The sequence below is a fragment of the Mesorhizobium sp. Root552 genome (assembly GCF_001427285.1).
Lineage (GTDB): Bacteria > Pseudomonadota > Alphaproteobacteria > Rhizobiales > Rhizobiaceae > Mesorhizobium.
In genome coordinates, this window is record NZ_LMFV01000001.1 from 29,542 (window position 1) to 49,287 (window position 19,746).

Annotated in this window: 22 protein-coding genes; 9 read left to right on the forward strand and 13 right to left on the reverse strand. The window is 60.7% G+C overall.

Features of this window, described 5'->3' with window-relative positions; translation table 11 throughout:
* Positions 1 to 126 precede the first annotated feature (126 nt).
* The 3 genes from rpsU to ASD50_RS00145 all read left to right on the forward strand — a co-directional run bounded on the left by rpsU (position 127) and on the right by ASD50_RS00145 (position 2,031).
* Positions 127 to 387 carry a 30S ribosomal protein S21 gene (gene rpsU, locus ASD50_RS00135; RefSeq protein WP_056233987.1) on the forward strand — a complete coding sequence of 87 codons (261 nt, stop codon included), beginning with the start codon at positions 127 to 129 and terminating at the stop codon, positions 385 to 387.
* Positions 388 to 529: 142 nt separating this feature from the next.
* Positions 530 to 1,375, forward strand: a complete 846-nt coding sequence (locus tag ASD50_RS00140; protein WP_056233990.1) for a tetratricopeptide repeat protein — start codon at positions 530 to 532, stop codon at positions 1,373 to 1,375.
* Positions 1,376 to 1,554: 179 nt separating this feature from the next.
* Positions 1,555 to 2,031, forward strand: a complete 477-nt coding sequence (locus ASD50_RS00145) for a DUF992 domain-containing protein (RefSeq protein ID WP_056233993.1) — start codon at positions 1,555 to 1,557, stop codon at positions 2,029 to 2,031.
* A 69-nt stretch (positions 2,032 to 2,100) separates the two neighbouring features.
* Here ASD50_RS00145 and coaBC read toward each other — a convergent pair whose 3' ends face one another.
* From coaBC to ubiE, 3 genes are read right to left on the reverse strand one after another with little or no spacing between them, the layout of a single operon-like run.
* The gene (gene coaBC / locus ASD50_RS00150) at positions 2,101 to 3,576 is read right to left on the reverse strand and encodes a bifunctional phosphopantothenoylcysteine decarboxylase/phosphopantothenate--cysteine ligase CoaBC (RefSeq protein ID WP_056233996.1); all 1,476 of its coding nucleotides are present in this window, start codon (positions 3,574 to 3,576) and stop codon (positions 2,101 to 2,103) included.
* Between the two features lie 59 nt (positions 3,577 to 3,635).
* Complete coding sequence (gene ubiB / locus ASD50_RS00155; RefSeq protein WP_056233999.1) at positions 3,636 to 5,210, reverse strand: 2-polyprenylphenol 6-hydroxylase; 1,575 nt, start codon at positions 5,208 to 5,210, stop codon at positions 3,636 to 3,638.
* A gap of 13 nt (positions 5,211 to 5,223) precedes the next feature.
* Positions 5,224 to 6,000, reverse strand: coding sequence for a bifunctional demethylmenaquinone methyltransferase/2-methoxy-6-polyprenyl-1,4-benzoquinol methylase UbiE (ubiE, locus tag ASD50_RS00160; protein ID WP_056234001.1), 777 nt, complete (start codon positions 5,998 to 6,000; stop codon positions 5,224 to 5,226).
* A gap of 102 nt (positions 6,001 to 6,102) precedes the next feature.
* On the opposite strand from ubiE, the gene ASD50_RS00165 reads away from it, so the two are divergent.
* From ASD50_RS00165 to ASD50_RS00175, 3 genes are all read left to right on the forward strand, one after another.
* On the forward strand, positions 6,103 to 7,080 hold the full coding sequence (locus ASD50_RS00165) for an adenosine deaminase (RefSeq protein ID WP_056234004.1): 978 nt from the start codon (positions 6,103 to 6,105) through the stop codon (positions 7,078 to 7,080).
* 92 nt (positions 7,081 to 7,172) lie between these two features.
* Entirely contained in the window at positions 7,173 to 7,802 is a 630-nt protein-coding gene (upp, locus tag ASD50_RS00170; RefSeq protein WP_056234007.1) for a uracil phosphoribosyltransferase, read from the forward strand.
* A gap of 104 nt (positions 7,803 to 7,906) precedes the next feature.
* Entirely contained in the window at positions 7,907 to 8,470 is a 564-nt protein-coding gene (locus ASD50_RS00175) for a TIGR02281 family clan AA aspartic protease (protein ID WP_056234010.1), read from the forward strand.
* A 10-nt stretch (positions 8,471 to 8,480) separates the two neighbouring features.
* Here ASD50_RS00175 and deoA read toward each other — a convergent pair whose 3' ends face one another.
* The 6 genes from deoA to ASD50_RS00205 are packed head-to-tail and all read right to left on the reverse strand — an operon-like array spanning position 8,481 to position 14,739.
* Complete coding sequence (deoA, locus tag ASD50_RS00180) at positions 8,481 to 9,800, reverse strand: thymidine phosphorylase (RefSeq protein ID WP_056234012.1); 1,320 nt, start codon at positions 9,798 to 9,800, stop codon at positions 8,481 to 8,483.
* 42 nt (positions 9,801 to 9,842) lie between these two features.
* On the reverse strand, positions 9,843 to 10,649 hold the full coding sequence (locus ASD50_RS00185) for a purine-nucleoside phosphorylase (RefSeq protein ID WP_056234016.1): 807 nt from the start codon (positions 10,647 to 10,649) through the stop codon (positions 9,843 to 9,845).
* Entirely contained in the window at positions 10,646 to 11,038 is a 393-nt protein-coding gene (cdd, locus tag ASD50_RS00190) for a cytidine deaminase (protein ID WP_056234019.1), read from the reverse strand. Before cdd ends, ASD50_RS00185 begins: the two co-directional genes overlap by 4 nt.
* A gap of 60 nt (positions 11,039 to 11,098) precedes the next feature.
* On the reverse strand, positions 11,099 to 12,070 hold the full coding sequence (locus ASD50_RS00195) for an ABC transporter permease (protein ID WP_056234023.1): 972 nt from the start codon (positions 12,068 to 12,070) through the stop codon (positions 11,099 to 11,101).
* Entirely contained in the window at positions 12,071 to 13,210 is a 1,140-nt protein-coding gene (locus ASD50_RS00200; protein WP_056234026.1) for an ABC transporter permease, read from the reverse strand.
* Positions 13,207 to 14,739 (reverse strand): ABC transporter ATP-binding protein, encoded by a 1,533-nt coding sequence (locus tag ASD50_RS00205; RefSeq protein WP_056234029.1) that lies wholly within the window; start codon positions 14,737 to 14,739, stop codon positions 13,207 to 13,209. The genes ASD50_RS00200 and ASD50_RS00205 overlap by 4 nt, the downstream gene beginning before the upstream one ends.
* A gap of 196 nt (positions 14,740 to 14,935) precedes the next feature.
* On the opposite strand from ASD50_RS00205, the gene ASD50_RS00210 reads away from it, so the two are divergent.
* Positions 14,936 to 15,145 carry a SlyX family protein gene (locus ASD50_RS00210; RefSeq protein WP_056234033.1) on the forward strand — a complete coding sequence of 70 codons (210 nt, stop codon included), beginning with the start codon at positions 14,936 to 14,938 and terminating at the stop codon, positions 15,143 to 15,145.
* 47 nt (positions 15,146 to 15,192) lie between these two features.
* Positions 15,193 to 15,603 carry a hypothetical protein gene (locus tag ASD50_RS00215; protein WP_056234036.1) on the forward strand — a complete coding sequence of 137 codons (411 nt, stop codon included), beginning with the start codon at positions 15,193 to 15,195 and terminating at the stop codon, positions 15,601 to 15,603.
* Here the strand turns inward: ASD50_RS00215 and ASD50_RS00220 are convergent.
* The 4 genes from ASD50_RS00220 to ASD50_RS00235 form a co-directional block, all read right to left on the reverse strand.
* Complete coding sequence (locus ASD50_RS00220) at positions 15,598 to 16,059, reverse strand: GNAT family N-acetyltransferase (protein ID WP_056234039.1); 462 nt, start codon at positions 16,057 to 16,059, stop codon at positions 15,598 to 15,600. The two genes, ASD50_RS00215 and ASD50_RS00220, sit on opposite strands and share 6 nt — an antisense overlap.
* A 62-nt stretch (positions 16,060 to 16,121) precedes the next feature.
* Entirely contained in the window at positions 16,122 to 17,111 is a 990-nt protein-coding gene (locus ASD50_RS00225) for a BMP family lipoprotein (RefSeq protein WP_056234042.1), read from the reverse strand.
* 207 nt (positions 17,112 to 17,318) lie between these two features.
* Positions 17,319 to 17,984: a peptide-methionine (S)-S-oxide reductase MsrA gene (gene msrA, locus ASD50_RS00230; protein ID WP_056234047.1), complete on the reverse strand. Its 666-nt coding sequence runs from the start codon at positions 17,982 to 17,984 to the stop codon at positions 17,319 to 17,321.
* A gap of 37 nt (positions 17,985 to 18,021) precedes the next feature.
* A complete protein-coding gene (locus ASD50_RS00235; protein WP_056234691.1) occupies positions 18,022 to 18,345 on the reverse strand; it encodes a hypothetical protein in 324 nt (107 codons plus the stop codon).
* A gap of 151 nt (positions 18,346 to 18,496) precedes the next feature.
* Here ASD50_RS00235 and ASD50_RS00240 point away from each other — a divergent pair, with 151 nt between their 5' ends.
* Positions 18,497 to 19,423, forward strand: coding sequence for a phosphatase PAP2 family protein (locus ASD50_RS00240; protein WP_056234052.1), 927 nt, complete (start codon positions 18,497 to 18,499; stop codon positions 19,421 to 19,423).
* Positions 19,424 to 19,746 lie beyond the last annotated feature (323 nt).

A 19,746-nucleotide genomic window follows, 5' to 3' on the forward strand; every position in this document is an offset into this window, starting at 1 on the left:
TCTTTATGTGGACATCCCGCGCCGTTTCTGATATCAGCCGCCAAAATTCGTGGTGGAGCCCGCCACGGAGGCTTGTGGCTATGGCCGCTTGCAAGATGGTCTCAAACCCGAAAGACAGGATTGCCCGTGCAGGTACTCGTCCGCGACAACAATGTTGATCAGGCGCTTCGCGCGCTGAAGAAGAAGATGCAGCGCGAAGGCATCTTCCGTGAAATGAAGATGCGCGGGCACTATGAGAAGCCGTCGGAAAAGCGTGCTCGCGAGAAGGCCGAGGCCGTCCGCCGCGCCCGCAAGCTCGCTCGCAAGCGCGCCCAGCGCGAAGGCCTCATCCCCGGCACTCCGCGTCCGGCCGCAGCTGCAGCCGGTGCTGCACGCGCACCGCGCTGATCACGCCAGTTTTTTGCCCCTTTCGGGGGATATTTGAGGTGGCGCGATGCTCAATCGCGGCCACCTTTTATTTTGGGTTGGAATGAGCGGACGCGTGGCGGCGCGGGGCTGAGCCAGCTAGAGAGACGAGGATAAGACAGCGATGGATGCTTTGAGCGAAAAGCGCAGGACCTCACATAGTGGTTTTGCGCTGGCGGCGGCCTTTACTTCCCTGCTGGCGCTGGCCGCATGCCAGTCCGGTCCGGCAGGTGAACTCGCCAGTATCGACACCGCGCAAGGCTCGGCGGAAAATATTTCCTCGCTGACCCAGGTCATCAACTCGAATCCTCGCGACCCGGAGGGCTACAACGTTCGTGGCTCCGCTTACGGCAGGGGCGGCAAGTACCAGCAGGCGCTGAAGGACTTCGACACGGCAATCGAACTCAACCCGAATTTCTACCAGGCCTATTCGAACCGCGCGCTCATCTATCGCTTCATGGGCGACCAGGCCAAGGCGCTAGCCGACTACAACCGGTCGATCCAGATCAACGCGAATTACGATGCCGCCTATATCGGGCGCGGCAATCTTTACCGCAAGGCCGGACGGACGCAGGAAGCCTTCAACGATTTCCAGAAAGCCATCCAACTCGATACGACGGACGCGCGCGCCTATCACAACCGCGGCCTGATCTATCAGAGCCAGGGCCAGCACAACTACGCCATCGAGGATTTCTCGACCTCGATCTCGCTCGCGTCTGACGCTTCCGAGCCTTACAACGGGCGCGGCCTGTCTTATCTGGCCTTGAACCAGGAAGACAACGCCTTCGCCGACTTCAACATGGCGATCAAGCTCGATCCGAAGAACGCCGAAGCCTGGACCAATCAGGCGCTTGTCTATGAACGGCGTGGCGACAAGGCAAAGGCAGCAAAGGCCTATGCTGAAGCTGTGCGGCTCAGCCCCACCTACCAGCCGGCCAAGGACGGGCTTTCGCGCACACGCGTTGGCTGATAGCAGCGCTTAGGCTTCAAGGAATGCCCGGAGGCGCTGCCGCGACCGTCTTTGGCGGCAACGACATCGATCATGCCATCATCACGCCACGGTTGCAGGGAACGGTCCCGAGCGTGGGGCGTTCTTCAGGGTATCCAGCGCTCCTCGCGTTGCCCTTGTCCTGCTTCAGGAGAGATTTCATGATCAAGAAACTTACCCTCGCCGCAGCTTTTGCCGCCCTTGGCCTCGCAACATCGGCGAATGCCACTGGCCGGTTTGAACTCGGCGTACTCGATTGCTCGATCGACGGCGGAACCTCTTATGTCGTGACCTCGAACAAGGGCGTGTCGTGCACATTCAAGCCATCGAACGGCGGACCGTCCGAAATCTACACCGGCGTCATTTCCAAGCTCGGCGTTGACCTCGGCTCCACCCATCAGGGTCAGCTGGTCTGGTCTGTGCTCGCCGCATCGCGCGACTATGACAGCGGCAATCTGGCCGGCAACTACTACGGCGTGAACGCCGAGGCGAGCGTTGTAACCGGCGGCGGCGCAAACCTGCTGCTTGGCGGCTTCCAGCGTTCCTATGCATTGCAGCCGCTCAGCGTGCAGGCACAAACCGGCCTCAATGTAGCGGTCGCGGTGACATCGCTCGAGTTGATGCATTCACTGAAATAGCTTTCCCTCGCACAGTTCAGGTGCGGCTTACCCTTCCAGGCGGCGCGTCAGCGCCGCCTTTCCATCGGATCAGGCCTTGGCAGCTACGTTTGCCAGCTTCTCCGCGATGAGTGCGGCGAGCCGTTCGGCAACCTGTTCCTTGGTCATCTCCGGCCAAGCGTCCACTCCGGCACGTGAGACGATGCGCACGCTGTTTCGGTCGCCGCCCATGACGCCGGAAGAACCGATACCGCTGTCGTGCGAGACATCGTTGGCGACGATGAAGTCGGCACCTTTCTTGTTCAGCTTGGCTTCTGCATTCTGCAGGATGTTCTGGGTCTCGGCCGCGAAGCCGACGACAAGCGAAGGCCGCTTCTCATGATGGCCAACCCCGGCCAGAATGTCGGGGTTCTCCACCATCTGCAGCGCGGGCGGTCCCTCGCCAGCGACCTTCTTGATCTTTTCGCCGGCTGAGTTTGAAGTGCGCCAGTCGGCAACCGCCGCGACGAACACGGCGGCGTCAGCGGGCAGCAATTCCTCGACCGTAGCCTGCATTTCACGGGCGCTTTCGACATGCGCCGTCTTCACGCCGGCAGGGTCGGGGATCGTCACCGGGCCGGAGACAAGCCGGACGTCGGCCCCCAGCCTTGCGAGCGCGGCAGCGATGGCGTGGCCCTGCTTGCCGGACGAGCGGTTGGCGATGTAGCGCACCGGATCGATCGGTTCATGCGTCGGACCCGAAGTGACAATGATCTTGCGGCCCGCCAACGGCTTGGCGCCGGGCCTGAACATTGCTTCGATCGCCGCAACGATCTCCAGCGGCTCCGCCATGCGACCTTCGCCAGCCTCGCCGCTTTCGGCCATCTCGCCGCGCGCCGGGCCGACGAACCTGACGCCGTCCTTTTCAAGCTGGCTGCGATTGCGGCGCGTTGCCGGATGCGCCCACATCCTTGGGTTCATGGCCGGCGCCATCAGCACCGGCTTGTTCGTTGCGAGAAGGACGGTAGAAGCAAGATCGTTGGCAAGACCGTTGGCAAGCTTGGCCATGAGGTCGGCGGTGGCCGGGGCAACGACGATCAGATCCGCCTCGCGGGACAGGCGGATGTGGCCGATGTCATGCTCGTCCTTGCGGTCGAACAGATCGGTGAAGACGTGATCGGCGGCAAGCGCTCCGACCGACAGCGGCGTGACGAACTCCAGCGCCGCAGCGGTCATGACGGGCCGCACCGCAGCCCCACGCTCGCGCAGGCGGCGGATGAGATCAAGCACCTTGTAGGCAGCGATGCCGCCGCCAATGACGAGCAGGATGCGTCTGTTCGCGAGACTGCCGGACCGGTCTTTGACCGGCAGAGGAGTCTTTGAATGAGACTTGGCCTTTTCGCCTGCAAGCTCGCGCAACGTCGCTTCGATCTGCTCGATGCGGCTCGCAGGACCAAGCTGGCCTTCGACAGCGGCCCGGATCATGAGCCGCGCCTGCTCTTCCATGGAGAGATTGTTCTGCGCCGCCAACTGGCGAAGCAGTTCCTTCACCTCGTCATCGAGATTACGGATCGTGATATTTGCCATGATAGCACACCGCTCGCGCTTTTGATGGCAATGATAGCATTGCCATCAATTTGAACAAGTCAGAACAGCCGCCACGCGATGTAGACAAGCGCAAGCGCGATGACCCACAGCGCAAGCCGCCCGGAGCGCGAATGGCGCGCCTCCGCTTTGCCGATAGCCTGGGCCGTGGCCTCATCGATGCGCAAGCCGTTCTCGGCCATGAGGTCGATCTCACGCGAGAGCCGTTCGGTACGCGCTGCCATGTCCGGCAAATGGCGGGCCAGAGACGACAAGGCGTGCAACCCCTCGCGCGCATCGGCCAGCATGCCGCGCGGGCCAAGATTGTCGCGGATCCAGTTGCCGACCACCGGCTCCGAGGTTTTCCACATGTTGAAAGCCGGATCGAGCGTGCGGGCAACGCCTTCAACCACCACCATGGTCTTTTGCAGCAGCACCAGCTCGGGCCGCGTCTGCATGTCGAAAAGCTCGGTTACTTCAAACAGGAGCGTGAGCAGCTTGGCCATGGAAATGGTTTCGGCCGGCTGACCGTGGATCGGCTCGCCAATGGCACGGATAGCCTGCGCAAAAGCGGCAACATCGTGCTTGTGCGGCACGTAACCGGCCTCGAAATGCACTTCGGCCACACGCAGGTAATCGCGCGTGATAAAGCCAAAGAGGATTTCGGCGAGGAAACGGCGTTCCTTCTTGCCAAGACGGCCGGCGATGCCGAGGTCGACAGCGACAATGGTGCCGTCGGCTTCGACGAACAGGTTGCCCGGATGCATGTCGGCATGGAAAAAGCCATCACGCAGCGTGTGGCGCAGGAACGACTGGATAAGGTTCGCGGCAATCGCCTTGAGGTCGTGGCCGGCGGCATCAAGCGCTGCAACGTCGTTCATCTTGATGCCGTCGACCCATTCCATGGTGAGCACGTCGCGACCGGTGCGCTCCCAATCGACGGCAGGCACACGGAAGCCGGGATCTCCCTTGATGTTTTCGCCAAGCTCGGAAAGTGCCGCCCCCTCAAGCCTGAGATCCATTTCGATGCGCGTGGTCTGGGCAAGCGTCTGGGTAACTTCGACGGGCCTTAGACGGCGCGAAGAGGGTATGTACTTTTCCTGCAGCCGGGCAGCGAGGAAGTAGCTTTCAAGGTCATGCTGGAAGCGGCGGCGAACGCCCGGCCGGATGACCTTCACGGCAACCTGCTTGCGCCCCCTGGCCTCATCGACTTCGGCCGGATGCACTTGGGCGATGGAGGCGGCCGCAACCGCATCGCCAAAATTCAGGTAAAGATCACCGACCGACCGGCCAAGCGAAGCTTCGACAGCTGCAATGGCCTCCGACTTCGAGAAGGTCTGCATCTTGTCCTGCAGCAGCGCGAGATCGAGCGCGATATCGTTGCCAACCACGTCAGGGCGGGTTGCGAGGAACTGGCCGAGCTTCACATAGGAGGGGCCGAGCCGTGCCACCGCTCGCGCCAGCCGGTCCGTGCGACGCTGGCTGAGAGCCCGGCGCCGCGTAAACATAACCGCAACGCGCCAGCCGAATTTGGGCAGGCCCGACAGTTGGTCGCCGGGGACGGCAGCCACCACGCCCTCCCGCACCAGAACCCAGCCAGCCCGCACAAGGCGGAACGCGGCACCCAGACTGCTCATGAGGCCGATCCCGTCAAAGCTTCCAGCCCGAATGCAACGCGGCAATGCCGCCGGAATAGTTGCGGAACGTGACGCGGTCGAAGCCGGCTTTCGAGATCATTTCGGCGAAGTTCTTCTGGTCAGGGAACTTGCGGATCGACTCGACAAGATAGGAATAGGGTTCGCCGTCACCGGTCACCATCTTGCCGATGCGAGGGATGGCATTGAACGACCACGCTTCATAGACACGGTCGAGCAACGGCATGTCGACGTCGGAAAATTCCAGACAGAGAAAGCGTCCACCGGGTTTGAGGACGCGGTAAGCTTCCGACAATGCCCTATCGATGCGCGGCACGTTGCGGATGCCGAAGGCGATCGTATAGGCGTCGAACGTTCCGTCGGCGAATGGCAGTTTCTCGGCATTGGCTTCGACAAAGTCGGCATTGGCCGCAAGGCCGTTCTTGGCAGCGCGATCCCGGCCGACATCGAGCATGGAGCCGTTTATATCGAGTACGGTTGCATGTGCGTTTCGCTGGCTGGCCTCGATGATGCGGAACGCGATGTCGCCGGTGCCGCCGGCAACGTCGAGCACCTTCCAGCCGGGGCGCCTTGAAGGATTGAGCCAGGCGACCATGGCGTCCTTCCACAACCGGTGCATGCCTGCCGACATGAGGTCGTTCATCAGGTCGTAGCGGTTGGCGACCTTGTGGAACACCTCGTTGACCAGCGGCTGCTTGTCGCCGGCTCCAACCTGGCGGAAGCCGTAAGACGTTTCCATGCCGCCCTGAGCGGTCGTTCTTTCAACTGACATGATTTTGATCCGCCATAAAACCGGCGGGACCATAGCCGATCAGGATACCGGGCGCTATGTCTTTAGGCGCGGCGCTCAGCCGCTGCAGATGAAGGAAAACCGATGCCGCTGAAAGCAGAACTGCACTGCCATATCGAAGGAGCAGCATCGCCCGAACTCGTCATCCGGCAGGCGCAAAAATACGGCAAGGACCCTTCTCCCTTCATTCAAGACGGCTCGTTTGTCTGGCACGATTTCACAAGCTTCCTTGCTGCGTATGACTTTTCGGCAGACCTTTTCCGTTCCGAGGACGACTATGCCCTTCTGGCCGATCACTACCTGACAAGCCTTGCCCGCGACGGAGCCATTTATTCGGAAGTTTTCACGTCCCCCGACCACGCAATCCGCGCCGGACTGTCGCCGCAGGCCTATACCGATGCGCTGGGCGAAGGCATGCTGCGCGCCAAGGCCAAAACCGGTATCGAGGGCCGGATGATCGTGACCGGCGTGCGCCACGTTGGCGTCGAGGCAATCGAGCAGGCCGCGCGTTTCGCCGCCAGATGCAACCATCCGCTGGTGACCGGCTTCGGCGTTGCGGGCGACGAGCGGATGGGCGATTTCGAGGACTATGTCCGCGCCTTCGAGATCGCCCGCGAAGCGGGGCTGGGCATCACCATCCATGCCGGCGAACTTATGGGCTGGGAAAGTGTTGCCGCAGCGCTCGACCATATCCGGCCTTCGCGTATTGGCCACGGTGTGCGAGCCATCGAGAATGCCGACCTGGTGCGTCGCATCGCCGAGGAAGGCATCGTGCTGGAATGCTGCCCCGGCTCAAACATCGCGCTTTCGGTGTTTCCCGATTTCGCCAGCCATCCATTTCCGGCACTCAAGGACGCAGGCTGCAAGGTAACCCTGAATTCCGACGATCCACCCTATTTCTGGACCTCGCTGAAGCGCGAGTACGACATTGCGCGCGAGCATTTCGGCATGGACGACAAGGCGCTTGCTGCCGTTACGCGAACTGCCATAGAGGCCGCCTTTGTCGACCGAAAGACGCGATCGGACCTGCTTTCCCGGTTGAACAGCAGCACTAGTCGTTGATTCTGCCTGTGAAAGCTGTGATTGGCACCTGAGCGGCGGTTTCTTGCGCAACTGCCACTCGCTAGTATGGCTGCCAAACACGGAGAAACATCATGAAGGGCGTCACCGTCGTCGACCATCCGCTTGTGCAGCACAAGCTCAGCATCATGCGAAACAAGGAGACTTCGACGGCCGGCTTCCGGCGTTTGTTGCGCGAGATTTCGCTTTTGCTCTGCTACGAAGTGACCCGCGACCTCGAACTGACGACGACCAAGATCCAGACGCCCATCGAAGAAATCGACGCACCGATTCTCGAGGGCAAGAAGCTGGTGTTTGCCTCCGTACTGCGCGCAGGCAACGGCCTTCTCGAAGGACTGCTTGATCTGGTGCCGGCAGCGCGCGTCGCCCATATCGGGCTTTACAGGGACCACGACACGCTTGAAGCGATCGAATACTTTTTCAAGGCGCCGAGCGATCTTGCAGACCGTCTAGTCATCGTCGTGGACCCGATGCTGGCGACAGCCAATTCGGCAATTGCGGCCATCGACAAATTGAAGGCGCGCGGCGCCACCAATCTTCGCTTCTTGTGCCTGCTGGCAGCGCCCGAGGGCATCGAGCGTTTCACCACGGCGCATCCGGATGTGCCGGTGTTCACCGCCTCGATCGATCGGCAACTGAACGAGAAGGGTTACATCATGCCCGGCCTCGGCGATGCCGGCGACCGCATGTACGGCACCAAATAGCCGCTGTTTACCGGAAATTTACGCAATTTGACGGTGGAAGCGCCGTTTTAAACCGCTGGATACCATAAGCTGGCTAGGCTGACCGCTCTGATCGGGGCGAGCACATGCTGCGCAGTCTGCTTTTTCTCGGAGCTATTGTCGGCGTATCCACGACGATACCCGCGCTCTACCAGTCGAATCCGGAAGCCTTCGAGGCCGTGCTGAAATCGGTTACGGGGACCAGCGAGCCGACGGAAACTGTAGCGTCGGATATCAAGCTGACTGCCCCGGCTCCAACCGATGTGGAACAGCCACTTGGCCGCAAGGTCCTGCTCCAGCAGGATCAGGCAGGGCATTTTTCAGCGCCGTTCAGGGTAAATGGACGCCAGATCGACGCGCTGGTCGATACCGGCGCGACATTGGTAGCACTTACGACGTCGACGGCACGCAGGGTTGGAATTTCGTTGAACCCTTCCGATTTCCGCCACGAAGTCAGTACCGCCAACGGCAAGATCCGGGGCGCTGCGGTCACCATCGCCCGGCTACAGATCGGCAAGATCAACCTGGACAATGTCCAAGCCATCGTACTCGATGACCGGGCCCTGCAGACCAACCTGATCGGCATGAGTTTTCTCGGGCGGCTTGCCAGCTACAAGGCCGAGAACGGCACACTGCTGCTGGCGCAGTAAAATAGAAGCATCAATCGCGCGGGAGTACGCGGCGCAGGATCGCCTTGTCCGGTGACGACCGCGCCGGCCCGATTGTGTAGGCGGCGAGCACTGCAGCGGACGCCCTGTCCGCCTGATCTTCGCTTCGCGCATGCACCAGGGCCAACATATCGCCCCCGCGGACTTCGGCGCCGACCGGCAACAGGCTGGTGAGGCCGACAGCATGATCGACCTTGTCTTCCGGCCGAGTGCGACCACCGCCCAATTCGACCACGGCAAGCCCGATGGCGCGCGTGGCAACACCAGTGACAAAGCCGCCTCGTTGCGCTTTGACCGGTCGCTCGACGGGCGCTTTCGGCAGATATTTTTCAGGCTTGTCGATGAAATCAGCGGGACCGCCGAGCACGCTGACCATGCGCGCGAACACGGCAGCCGCGCGCCCACCTTCCAAAGCCTCGCCGGCGCGGCGAAAGCCATCCTGGTTAGATGAGGCAAGGCCCGCCAGTTGCAGCATTTCGGCGGCAAGCGCCAAGGTGACATCCTCCAGCCGCTTGTCGCGCGAACGTCCCGTGAGGAAATCGACTGCGTTCTGAACCTCGACGGCATTGCCGGCTGCGGAGGCAAGCGGCTCGTTCATGCCGGTGATCAGCGCGGAGGCTTTCAGGCCGGCACCGTTCGCGACCTCGACCAGGCTGGTTGCCAGAGCCGTCGCATCGCGCGACTTTTCCATGAAAGCACCGTTGCCGACCTTGACATCGAGAACGAGCGACTTGAGGCCGGCGGCCAGCTTCTTCGACAGAATGGACGCCGTGATCAGAGGAACCGACTCGACCGTCGCGGTGACATCGCGGATGCCATAGAGCCGCCTGTCGGCCGGAGCGAGATCGGCGGTCTGGCCAATGATCGCGGCACCGGTTTCGACAACAGCCTTGCGAAACAGCGCAAGGTCGGGCTGCGAAACATAGCCCGGAATGGAATCCATCTTGTCCAGCGTACCGCCGGTGTGGCCAAGGCCGCGACCGGAGATCATCGGCACATAGGCTCCGCAGGCTGCAACGATCGGCGCCAGCATCAAGGACACGTTGTCGCCGACACCACCGGTCGAGTGCTTGTCGCTGACTGGACCCGGCAGGTCCGACCAGTCGAGCACATCGCCAGAGTCCCGCATGGCGAGCGTAAGCGCAACAACCTCGTCGCGGTTCATGCCGTTGAAGAACACGGCCATGGCAAAAGCCGCCGCCTGCCCTTCCGTAACCGTGCCGGAAGCAAGACCTGCGATGAACGCTGCAATCTCACCAGCCACCAGCTTGCCGCCGTCGCGCTTGGCGCGGATGATCTCCTGGGGCAGCATTATCGACCCTCGCCGCCTTCTTCCTGCCAGCGTGAGAGAGCGCTAGCCATCAAGCAGGCCCTTGCGAAAGACGTATTTGAGAACAGTTGCCAGACGCGCACCGCCAAGTGGCGCCATGTCCTTGGTTTCCTGGTGCGAAAGCTCAGCCCCAGTCATGCCGGCGGCAAGGTTGGTGATAACCGAGCAGGCGGCAACGCGAAGCCCGAAGAAGCGGGCAAGGATAACCTCAGGCACTGTGGACATGCCCACCGCATTGGCCCCGAATAGCCGAGCCATGCGTATCTCGGCCGGCGTCTCGAAGGACGGTCCCGAGAACCACATGTAGACGCCTTTATGCAACTGGGTGTGGGTAGCCTTTGCAGCCTTTTCAAAGGCCGAGCGCATACCTGCGTCATAGGCTTCGGTGAGACCGACGAAGCGGCGGTCGCTCGGCTCGCCGAACAATGGGTTCGAGCCGGAAAAATTGATGTGATCGGTTATCAGCATGACCGATCCGGGCGGCATGTCGGGGTCCAGCGAGCCCGCCGCGTTGGTCAAAATGAGCTTGTTCACGCCAAGGCCGGCAAGCGTCTCGATAACCGGGCGCATGACAGCGGCGTCGCCGTGCTCATAGTAATGGGCACGGCCTGAGAGCATCAGCACCGGCTGTCCGGCAAACTTGCCGGCAACGACCTCGCCAACATGGCCGGTGACACCGCTTTTGGGAAACCCCGGCAATTCGGAATGCGGGACGCGGATCGCGTCCTCTACCTGTTCGGCGAGATTGCCAAGACCCGAACCCAGCACCAGCGCCGTCGTCGGCATCAGCCCGTCCAGCCGTTCCGTGAGACGGTCGATTGCCTGCTTCATTTGAGGATATCGCCACGGAAGCCGCAGGGCAGCATGTCGCCCATCGTCACGGTTTCAGCTACGCCGGTTTCGTCACACAGATAGAGCCGGGTGTCGGGACGGGTAAATTCCGCCAACCGCTGGCGGCATCCGCCGCAGGGGGAACATTTGGCCATGCGTTCGGCGATCACCGCGATTTCGACAATCTTGCCGCCTCCGCCCATGATGTAGTGACCAAGCGCCGTGGTTTCGGCGCACCAGCCTTCCGGATAGGAAGCGACCTCGATATTGGCGCCGGCGAAGATGCGACCATCCTCGGTGCGGATGGCAGCGCCGACCGGGAACTTCGAATAGGGCGCATAGGCCTTGGCCATGGCCGCTTTCGCGGCAAGGTAGAGGTCATGCGACATTGCTTGTTTCCTTGCGCATGATCTTGACCAAAAACCGGCATCCACTTTTTTGGATCATGCTTATCGTTCCTTCACGTAAGGCACGCCGCCAGCGCGTGGCGGGATCGCCTTGCCGATGAACCCTGCCAGCAATACGACCGTCAGTATGTAGGGCAGCGCCTGCATGAACTGCACCGGCACCTTGCCGATGATGGGCAATGGTGTGCCCTGGAGACGGATGGCCAACGCGTCGAGGAATCCGAACAAGAGACAGGCAAACATGGCATTGACCGGCTTCCACTTGGCGAAGATGAGAGCGGCAAGCGCGATGTAGCCCTTGCCGGCAGTCATGTCTTTCACGAAGCCGCCGTTCTGAGTCATCGACAGATAGGCGCCCGCCAATCCCGTCAGCACACCGGTGCACAGCAACGCGCGATAGCGCAGCCACGTAACCGAAATACCGGCTGTATCGACAGCGGCCGGGTTCTCGCCGACGGCGCGCAGGCGAAGGCCGAAGCGTGTGCGGTAAAGCACCCACCAAGTGATCGGCACCATGGCAAAGGCGATGTAGGCGATCAGCGAATGCCCCGACAACAGCTCGGAATAAAGGTGACCGAGCACCGGGATATCCTTGACCGCATCGGCTCCGGGCAAGGTGATCGGCGAGAACCGTTCGCCTTCAGCCAGCGCTGGCGTGCGCCCACCTTGCTGGAACCATGCCTGACCCAGAATGACTGTGGAACCCGCGGCGATGAAATTGATGGCGACGCCGGACACGATCTGGTTGCCGCGATGGGTGATCGAGGCGAAGCCGTGGATCATTGCGAAGGAAATGGAGATGAGGATCGCCATGCCAAGCCCGATGAAGGCGGAGTGGAAAACCGACGCGGCGGCGGCACCGGCAAAGGCGCCGACCAGCATCTTGCCTTCAAGGCCGATGTCGAAGATGCCGGAGCGTTCCGAATAGAGCCCGGCAAGGCAGGCAAGCAACAGCGGCACAGACAGGCGCAGCGTTGAATCGAGCGTCTGGATGATGATGTTGAAGATATCCATCTACGCCCCCTTGCCCTTGGTCGCAGCCATGCCGACGGACTTCGGGCTGAACGAAGCGAACAGCGCCTGGATCGACGGTCGGAACATGTGCTCGAGCGCACCGGCAAACAGAATGACCAGTCCCTGGATAATGACGATCATGTCGCGGCTGATCGCAGGCATCTCAAAGGCCAGTTCCGCGCCGCCCTGATACAGCATGCCGAACAGGATTGCGGCCAGCACGATGCCGACGGGATGCGAGCGCCCCATCAGCGCCACCGCGATGCCGACGAAGCCGGCGCCGCTGACGAAATCGATCGCCACATTGTGCTGGTCGCCCATTGTTGGGTTGAGAGCCATCATGCCGCCCAGCGCACCCGAGATCATCATGGTGATGATGATGATGCGGGTTTCCGAAATGCCGGCATAGCGCGCTGCTTTGGGGCTGTGGCCATAGGTGCGGATCTCGTAGCCGAGCCGCGTGCGCCAGATCAGCACCCATGTCAGGAACGCCATTAGCAGCGCGAGGAGGAAGGAAATGTTGAGCGGAGCCGAACGCACCCGCGCGCCGAACAGTTCGATGACCCAGTTGAGCTTTGGCAACTGCGCTCCCTCAAGGAAGATGCGCGTCTGCGGCGCCATCGAGCCCGGCGGCTTCAGCATGCCAACGAGCAGGTAGACCATGATCGAGGCGGCTATGAAGTTGAACATGATTGTGGTGATGACGATGTGCGAGCCGCGCTTGGCCTGAAGATAGGCCGGAAGCAGCGCCCACAGCGCTCCCATCGCCGCCGCCGCGAGCGTTGCCAGCGGAAAGGTCAACCACCACGGCAAGGTGGCATCGAACGTCAGACAGACGACCGCCACGCCGAGGCCGGCGATGTAGGCCTGTCCTTCCGTACCGATATTGAAGAGGCCGCAGTGGACGGCCACCGCAACCGATAGTCCGGTGAAAATGAAGGTGGTGGCGTAGTAGAGCGTAAACGCAATGCCCTGCCCGCGCCCAAAAGCGCCTTCGACGAGGATGGCCGCGGCCCGCAATGGATTCTCACCGACCAGGAGGACGACGAACCCGGCAACGATGAAAGCGACAGCCAGGTTGATAAGCGGGATCAGGCCATAGTCGGCCCAGGCAGGAAGCTTGGCATATGGGGTGCTCACTCTGCGGCCTCCCGCTGTTCGACGCCCGCCATGAGCAGGCCAAGCTCGCCTTCGCTCGCCTCGGGTCCGCGTTCGCCAACGATGCGGCCGGCAAACATGACCAGGATGCGATCGGAAAGCGAACGGATCTCGTCAAGCTCGACCGAGATGAGCAGCACGGCCTTGCCTTGGTCGCGCATGGCGATGAGACGCTTGTGGATGAACTCGATGGCGCCGACATCGACACCGCGCGTAGGCTGGCCGACGATCAAGACACCGGGGTCCTGCTCCATCTCGCGCGCCAGCACGATCTTCTGCTGGTTACCGCCGGAAAAATTGGCCGTCTTGAGCCGACAGTCAGGTGGGCGGATATCGTAGCCTTCGATCTTCGACTTCGCGTCGTTGCGGATAGCGTCTATGTCGAGAAGCAGGCCTTTCCGGTAGCGTTCGTCGTCATGATAGCCGAGGATCGAATTCTCGTTTTCCTCAAAAGCCAGAACCAGCCCGACATGATGGCGGTCTTCCGGAACGTGGGCAAGACCACGGTCGCGCAATTCGCCGGGGTCGGCGGTGCCGGTGACGTCGATCGGCTTGCCATCGAGCAGAACGCTGCCCGAGACAGCACGCCTGATGCCTGAGATCGCCTCGATCAGCTCCGATTGCCCGTTGCCGGCAACGCCCGCGATACCGACGATCTCTCCGGCGCGCACCTCGAACGAAACATCGTCAACCATGGTGACGCCGCGCTGATCCCGCACAGTCAGATTGGAAACTGCCAGCTTAACCGCTCCTGTATTGGCAGCGCCCTTTTCGACGCGAAGCAACACGCGCCGCCCGACCATGAGTTCGGCGAGTTCCTCGACGGTAGTCTTCTTGGTCTCGCGCGTCGCCACCATAGTGCCTTGCCGCATCACCGAGACGTTGTCGGTGATCGCCATGATCTCACGCAGCTTGTGCGTGATCAGCACGACGGTTTTGCCCTGTTCCTTCAATTGCTTGAGGATGCGGAAGAGATGGTCGGCCTCGGCCGGCGTAAGAACACCGGTGGGTTCGTCGAGGATCAGGATTTCAGCGCCGCGATAGAGCGCCTTGAGGATTTCCACGCGCTGCTGGATGCCGACCGGCAACTCCTCGATGATGGCGTCGGGGTCCACCTCAAGGCCGTATTCCCGCTCAAGCCTTTGAAGTTCGGAGCGTGCCTTGGCGATGCTGGTCTTGAGCAGCGCCTCGCCCTCGGCACCCAAGATGATGTTTTCAAGCACGGTGAAATTCTCGACCAGCATGAAGTGCTGGTGGACCATGCCGATGCCGGCTGCGATGGCGTCGTTGGACGTCTTGATTGCCGCCGGTTTGCCGTTGACCCTGATCTCACCGCTGTCAGCCTGGTAAAAGCCGTACAGGATCGACATCAGCGTCGACTTGCCCGCTCCATTTTCGCCGACGATGCCATGGATGGTGCCGCGCGGGATTTCGAGATTGATGTCGCGATTGGCATGGACAGCGCCAAAGCTCTTGTTGATGCCAATCAATTCGATGGCGGCCTGGCCCATGCGGGTGTTCCCATTGTTTTTATCGCTTGGTCAAAAATGACTAGCATGGCCCAATGACGGTGCCAATCGGGTCCACTCTCGACAAAAGGCAGACCGCTTGTCAATTTCCCTCACCACACCGTGCCGTGATAATTGCTAGAGCAGGTGCCGGCGGATGTTTCGTGCCGGGTAGATGACAAGACGAAGGATTCAGCGGATGATCACGACCGAAGATCGGCAGACGGCGCTGGAAATCCGTTCGGCCGAACAGGAAAAAGTCATCGAAGAGCTATCCGGCCAGATAGCCGAACAATGGAAAGTGATCGAACGCCTTCAGCATAAGCTCGACGCGCTGACTGAGCGCTTCCTGGAGTTGGAAGAGCAGTCGGCCGGCGAGATACCGGTAACAAAACCGCCTCACTGGTAAATAGACGCGACCGGATCGACAGGTCCTGCCTCTGGGGGACAGTGGCAATGACAGGTGAACGAGACCGCAGCAAGCGGGCCGGCAGCTATGTGCTTGGCCTGATGGACGAAGAGGAACGGGAACGCGCCGAGCGTGACCTGGAGCTTGACCCGGCATTTCGCGATGCGGTTCTCCAGATGGCCGAGCGGGCGCATGTATTCGATCTCGGCGACAACAACGCCAATCACGCCGACAAGGGCTGGAACTCCGTGCTCAACCGGATATCCGCGTTGCCGCAGATGCAAGGCAGTGCCCGGGAGACGGGCGGAAATTTTGCACCCTCTGGAGTTCCCGTTTCCAACACGGGACGGAATGTGGTGGACACCGGAGCCAGTGGAAAAAGCGCGATGCGCGGCCTGATTGTTGCGCTTGGCCTAATCTTGATGTTTGCGCTCGGCTATCTGGCCGGAAAGCTATGAACGCAAGCGACGCGACATGAGCATCATCGGCTCATCGTCCTGGACGAACGTTTCGACGCCCTTCCAGCCGAGCCGGGCATAAAAATCGCGCGCTTCCCACGTGTAGAGATAGAGCGTTTCGACGCCGAGCGATCGAGCCTGGGTTTCCAGCGCCCTGACCAGAGGCGAACCGATGCCGAGATGCCGGTGATCTTCGGCGACCACAAGGCCTGCCAGCCACGGCGTGAGATCGTGTGCGGCGTCGAGTTCGTGGCGAACAAGCAGCACCGAGCCCATGGGTTTCTCGTCCACAAGCGCGACCAACGCCGTTTCAAAATCGTTGTTCTCGACAAGCGCGCATAATTCGCCTGCATCCTGTTCCGGGGTGCGGTCGCTGCCTTCAAAGAAAGCGGAGAATCGCAGAAGCGAAACGGCACGCGCGTGCTCCTTGCGCATCGGGACAATCGTCGGCGACATCGCTTCCCCCAAAAGAAAACCGCCGGGATGATCCCGGCGGTCTCGATACCATTTCGCGCGGATCAGTAAGGGCAGGCGCTATCCGACGTGTAGTCGTGAACCTCGACCGTGCCGGCGATGATGTCGGCCTTGGCCTTTTCGACGGCAGCCTTCATATCCGCCGTAACGAGGTCCTTGTTGTTGTCGTCCATGGCGTAGTCGACGCCGCCTTCCTTGAGGCCGAGATTGTTCAGGCCCGCGGTGAACTTGTCGTCCTTGGCATCCATGAACGAATTGTAGACGGCGACGTCGACGCGCTTGAGCATCGAGGTCAGCACTTTACCGGGCTGCAGGCCGTTCTGGTTGGAATCGACGCCGATACCGAGCTTGCCGGCATCGGCAGCGGCTTGCAGCACACCGACGCCAGTGCCGCCCGCTGCGGCGTAGATGACGTCCGCACCCTGGTCGATCTGGGTCTTGGCGATTTCACCGCCCTTGGCCGGATCGTTCCATGCAGCAGGCGTATCGCCGGTCATGTTCTGGATCACGTCCGTGGCCCCCGCCGCCTTCGCGCCGCCGACATAGCCGCAGCCGAACTTGCGGATCAGCGGAATGTCCATACCGCCGATGAAGCCGACCTTCTTGGACTTCGACGCGATCGCCGCCATCACGCCGACCAGATAGGAACCTTCATGCTCCTTGAACACCAAAGAGCGCACATTCGGCAGGTCGACCGCGTCATCAATGATCGCAAACTTGAGTTCAGGATACTCGGCGGCAACCTTCTTCAGGGAATCCACCCAGGAGAAGCCTGCCATGACGATCGGGCTGCGGCCATCTTCGGCAAAGCGGCGCAGTGCCTGCTCGCGCTGCGAAGCGTTGGAAACTTCGAACTCGACATAGGCAATGCCGGTTTCGGTCTTGAACTTCTCGGCTCCGTTATAGGCAGCCTCGTTGAAGGATTTGTCGAACTTTCCGCCGAGATCGTACAGCAGAGCCGGCTGGATGTCCGCGGCGAAAGCCGGGAAAATCATGGCTGTAGCGGCCAAAAGGCCGAGGACGATACGTTTCATGTGGTCCACACCCTGTCGGTTGTTTTTCCGTTGTAGTGCAGCGCACCGGGCACTTTCAGCGCCGGCGCGCAGATTGGGCGGGAACTTCGGCCCCCGCCAAAGCCAATCTGGCATGGCCGGAAACAAAATTCATCCTGAATTTTTGACCTTTTGGAAAATCGCAATCACCAAACCGCGATGATACGATCTGGTGTTACCTTCGTTACATCAAGCCGAAGCCGCAGCCGGAATCGGGCATGCCACGCCTGTTCCCTGCAGGCCGCAATAACCATTGGGATTCTTGGCCAGATACTGCTGGTGTCCTTCCTCGGCGAAGTAAAACTCGGGCGCTGGCGCGATCTCCGTGCTGATCTGACTGCGACCGGCACTGCGCAACGAAGCGTCGTAAGCGTCACGCGACGCAATCGCCGCCTGATATTGAGCCTCGTCATAGGTATAGATCGCCGAGCGGTAGGTGGTGCCGACATCGTTGCCCTGGCGCATGCCTTGCGTAGGATCGTGGCTTTCCCAAAACAGCTTGAGCAACTCGCTGTACGAAACGATCTTCGGGTCGAAGACCACCAAAACGACCTCGGCATGACCGGTCAGGCCGGTGCAGGTTTCCTGATAGGTGGGATTAGGCGTGAGGCCACCGGCATATCCCGCTGCGGTTACCCATACGCCTTCCGTTTGCCAGAACAGCCGCTCGGCACCCCAGAAACATCCCATGCCAAACAGGGCCCTCTCCAGCCCTTCCGGATAGGGTCCCTTGAGCGGATGCTTGGACACATAGTGTTTCGCCGCTGTCGCAATAGCCTTGTCGCGACCGGGAAGCGCCTCGCCAGCTTTCGGCAAGGTAATTTTCTTGTTCAAGATATCGCTGAGAAAAAACAAGTCGTCTTCCTTTCATTGTGCCGAAGCACCGGAAAGATCAGGTCGCAACGTATCGTCCGGCAACTCGCTCGCGCCTGTAGCCAATGGCGTAGAATGCGAGAGCCAATCCGGCGAAAATCACGCAGCCCGGCAAGCTGAGCAACCAGTCGGCGCCGACGTCCCACAAAACAGGCGCCATTTTTTCGCGTACAAATATTTCAGCAGCACTCATCGTCTGCGGTGACACGGCATTCCAGCTCGTCTTGAGCGGCGTCAGGACCAATTGCGAGGCGGCGACGGTACGCGTTGCATCGAGTACCGCCATGATGACGGCAATCGAAAGCGAAATCATCGCAGCCAAACGGAACACAAAGCGAAACATCCAGATCTTTCCAATGTCTGTTTCGGATAGACAGATATGGCGGACGACGCTTCGGCGCAATCGTTCAAACGAGAAATTGAAGAGCCGCGCCGCGAACCTCCACGCCACCCCGATTAGCGAATTCTTGAGCTTCTTGTGCAAAGCAGGGAACATGAAAACGGCAGCGACGCATCTCTTTCCCGCGGAGGCTTTCGTCCTCAGGGTATCCGCGACGGTGGCATTGATCGACGTCGCCTTGATCCTCGTGCGAGGCCCACGGGTGGACCTTGCTGCTTACGGAACCCTTGCGGCTTTGGTGTCAGCGCTTCTTGTGCTGGGTCTTTTCTACCGCCGCTCGGGACGTAGCGACACGATTGGCGCTATGGCAACGAGCGCCGGGCTCTTCATTTTCTTCACGGCGGTCATGTCGCTGTTCAATTACCTTTTGACGCCAAATTCGAATCCGACGATCGACCATTGGCTTTTCCAGATCGATGCAGCGATGGGTTACGACTGGCCCGGAATGCTTGGATGGGCTGCGCACCATCCGTGGTTCAACGAACTCATGCGCTTTTCCTACGCATCCACCTTGCCACAGATTGCCCTGCTGCTGGTGGTGCTCAGCCTGAGTTCGCGCATGGACGACCTGCACGGCTTGATGATCACCGTGGTGGTTGCAGGGACGATCTCCGTGATGTTCTGGGGTCTGTTTCCGAGCGCCGGCGCGAAGGCCTACCACACGCTGCCGGATGAAGTCATGCGCGCGGTGCGGCCAATAGTGGATCCGGCCTATGGCCTGGAAATCCTGGCGCTGTTGAAAAACGGCTCCCCATTTCTCAGCCCGAACGAGTTGCGCGGGTTGATCGCTTTCCCATCGTTCCACATCGTACTGGCGGTTACCGCCACTTACTATGCCCGCAACGTGAAGTGGCTGTTTGCGCCCTATCTGGTCATCAACCTTATCGTTTTGCCGGCAGTTCTTGTTCACGGTGGTCACCACCTCGCCGACATTCCGGCTGGCCTTGCGGTATTTGCCTTTGCGGCTTTCTGCACGCAACTGGCGGTTCGCCGACAGAGCCTTGCACCAGTGACCGCGTAAGCGACACACCTCGCTGCCTCATTCAGGCTCGACTGCCACCGCCATGAAGGGCCAGCCTTCATGGTTGTGCGAAAGCCAGTTTCCGCGAGCCTAGCTCGGCGCAGTCGATAAGCCACGGCCCGACCTTTGACGGGGAGACAACCACCCCACAATAGGAAGCATTTCTATATTAACCTGCCGATTTCATTCGGCATTTGTTAAGCACGCGCCACACTACCTTTCGTTTACCATTCCCTTTAACGCAACCGAAATCGGTTCCCTGCAAGGTTAGGCCACGGTTCGACAAGAGACCGTCTTACGGAAGTCACAACCTGGGCAAAAGG

Coding starts and splice junctions, on each gene's coding strand:
- ASD50_RS00140 (WP_056233990.1), top strand. CDS start 530: ATGGATGCTTTGAGCGAAAAGCGCAGGACCTCACATAGTGGTTTTGCG.
- ASD50_RS00145 (WP_056233993.1), top strand. CDS start 1,555: ATGATCAAGAAACTTACCCTCGCCGCAGCTTTTGCCGCCCTTGGCCTC.
- coaBC (WP_056233996.1), bottom strand. CDS start 3,576: ATGGCAAATATCACGATCCGTAATCTCGATGACGAGGTGAAGGAACTG.
- ubiB (WP_056233999.1), bottom strand. CDS start 5,210: ATGAGCAGTCTGGGTGCCGCGTTCCGCCTTGTGCGGGCTGGCTGGGTT.
- ubiE (WP_056234001.1), bottom strand. CDS start 6,000: ATGTCAGTTGAAAGAACGACCGCTCAGGGCGGCATGGAAACGTCTTAC.
- ASD50_RS00165 (WP_056234004.1), top strand. CDS start 6,103: ATGCCGCTGAAAGCAGAACTGCACTGCCATATCGAAGGAGCAGCATCG.
- upp (WP_056234007.1), top strand. CDS start 7,173: ATGAAGGGCGTCACCGTCGTCGACCATCCGCTTGTGCAGCACAAGCTC.
- ASD50_RS00175 (WP_056234010.1), top strand. CDS start 7,907: ATGCTGCGCAGTCTGCTTTTTCTCGGAGCTATTGTCGGCGTATCCACG.
- deoA (WP_056234012.1), bottom strand. CDS start 9,800: ATGCTGCCCCAGGAGATCATCCGCGCCAAGCGCGACGGCGGCAAGCTG.
- ASD50_RS00185 (WP_056234016.1), bottom strand. CDS start 10,649: ATGAAGCAGGCAATCGACCGTCTCACGGAACGGCTGGACGGGCTGATG.
- cdd (WP_056234019.1), bottom strand. CDS start 11,038: ATGTCGCATGACCTCTACCTTGCCGCGAAAGCGGCCATGGCCAAGGCC.
- ASD50_RS00195 (WP_056234023.1), bottom strand. CDS start 12,070: ATGGATATCTTCAACATCATCATCCAGACGCTCGATTCAACGCTGCGC.
- ASD50_RS00205 (WP_056234029.1), bottom strand. CDS start 14,739: ATGGGCCAGGCCGCCATCGAATTGATTGGCATCAACAAGAGCTTTGGC.
- ASD50_RS00210 (WP_056234033.1), top strand. CDS start 14,936: ATGATCACGACCGAAGATCGGCAGACGGCGCTGGAAATCCGTTCGGCC.
- ASD50_RS00215 (WP_056234036.1), top strand. CDS start 15,193: ATGACAGGTGAACGAGACCGCAGCAAGCGGGCCGGCAGCTATGTGCTT.
- ASD50_RS00220 (WP_056234039.1), bottom strand. CDS start 16,059: ATGTCGCCGACGATTGTCCCGATGCGCAAGGAGCACGCGCGTGCCGTT.
- ASD50_RS00225 (WP_056234042.1), bottom strand. CDS start 17,111: ATGAAACGTATCGTCCTCGGCCTTTTGGCCGCTACAGCCATGATTTTC.
- ASD50_RS00235 (WP_056234691.1), bottom strand. CDS start 18,345: ATGTTTCGCTTTGTGTTCCGTTTGGCTGCGATGATTTCGCTTTCGATT.
- ASD50_RS00240 (WP_056234052.1), top strand. CDS start 18,497: ATGAAAACGGCAGCGACGCATCTCTTTCCCGCGGAGGCTTTCGTCCTC.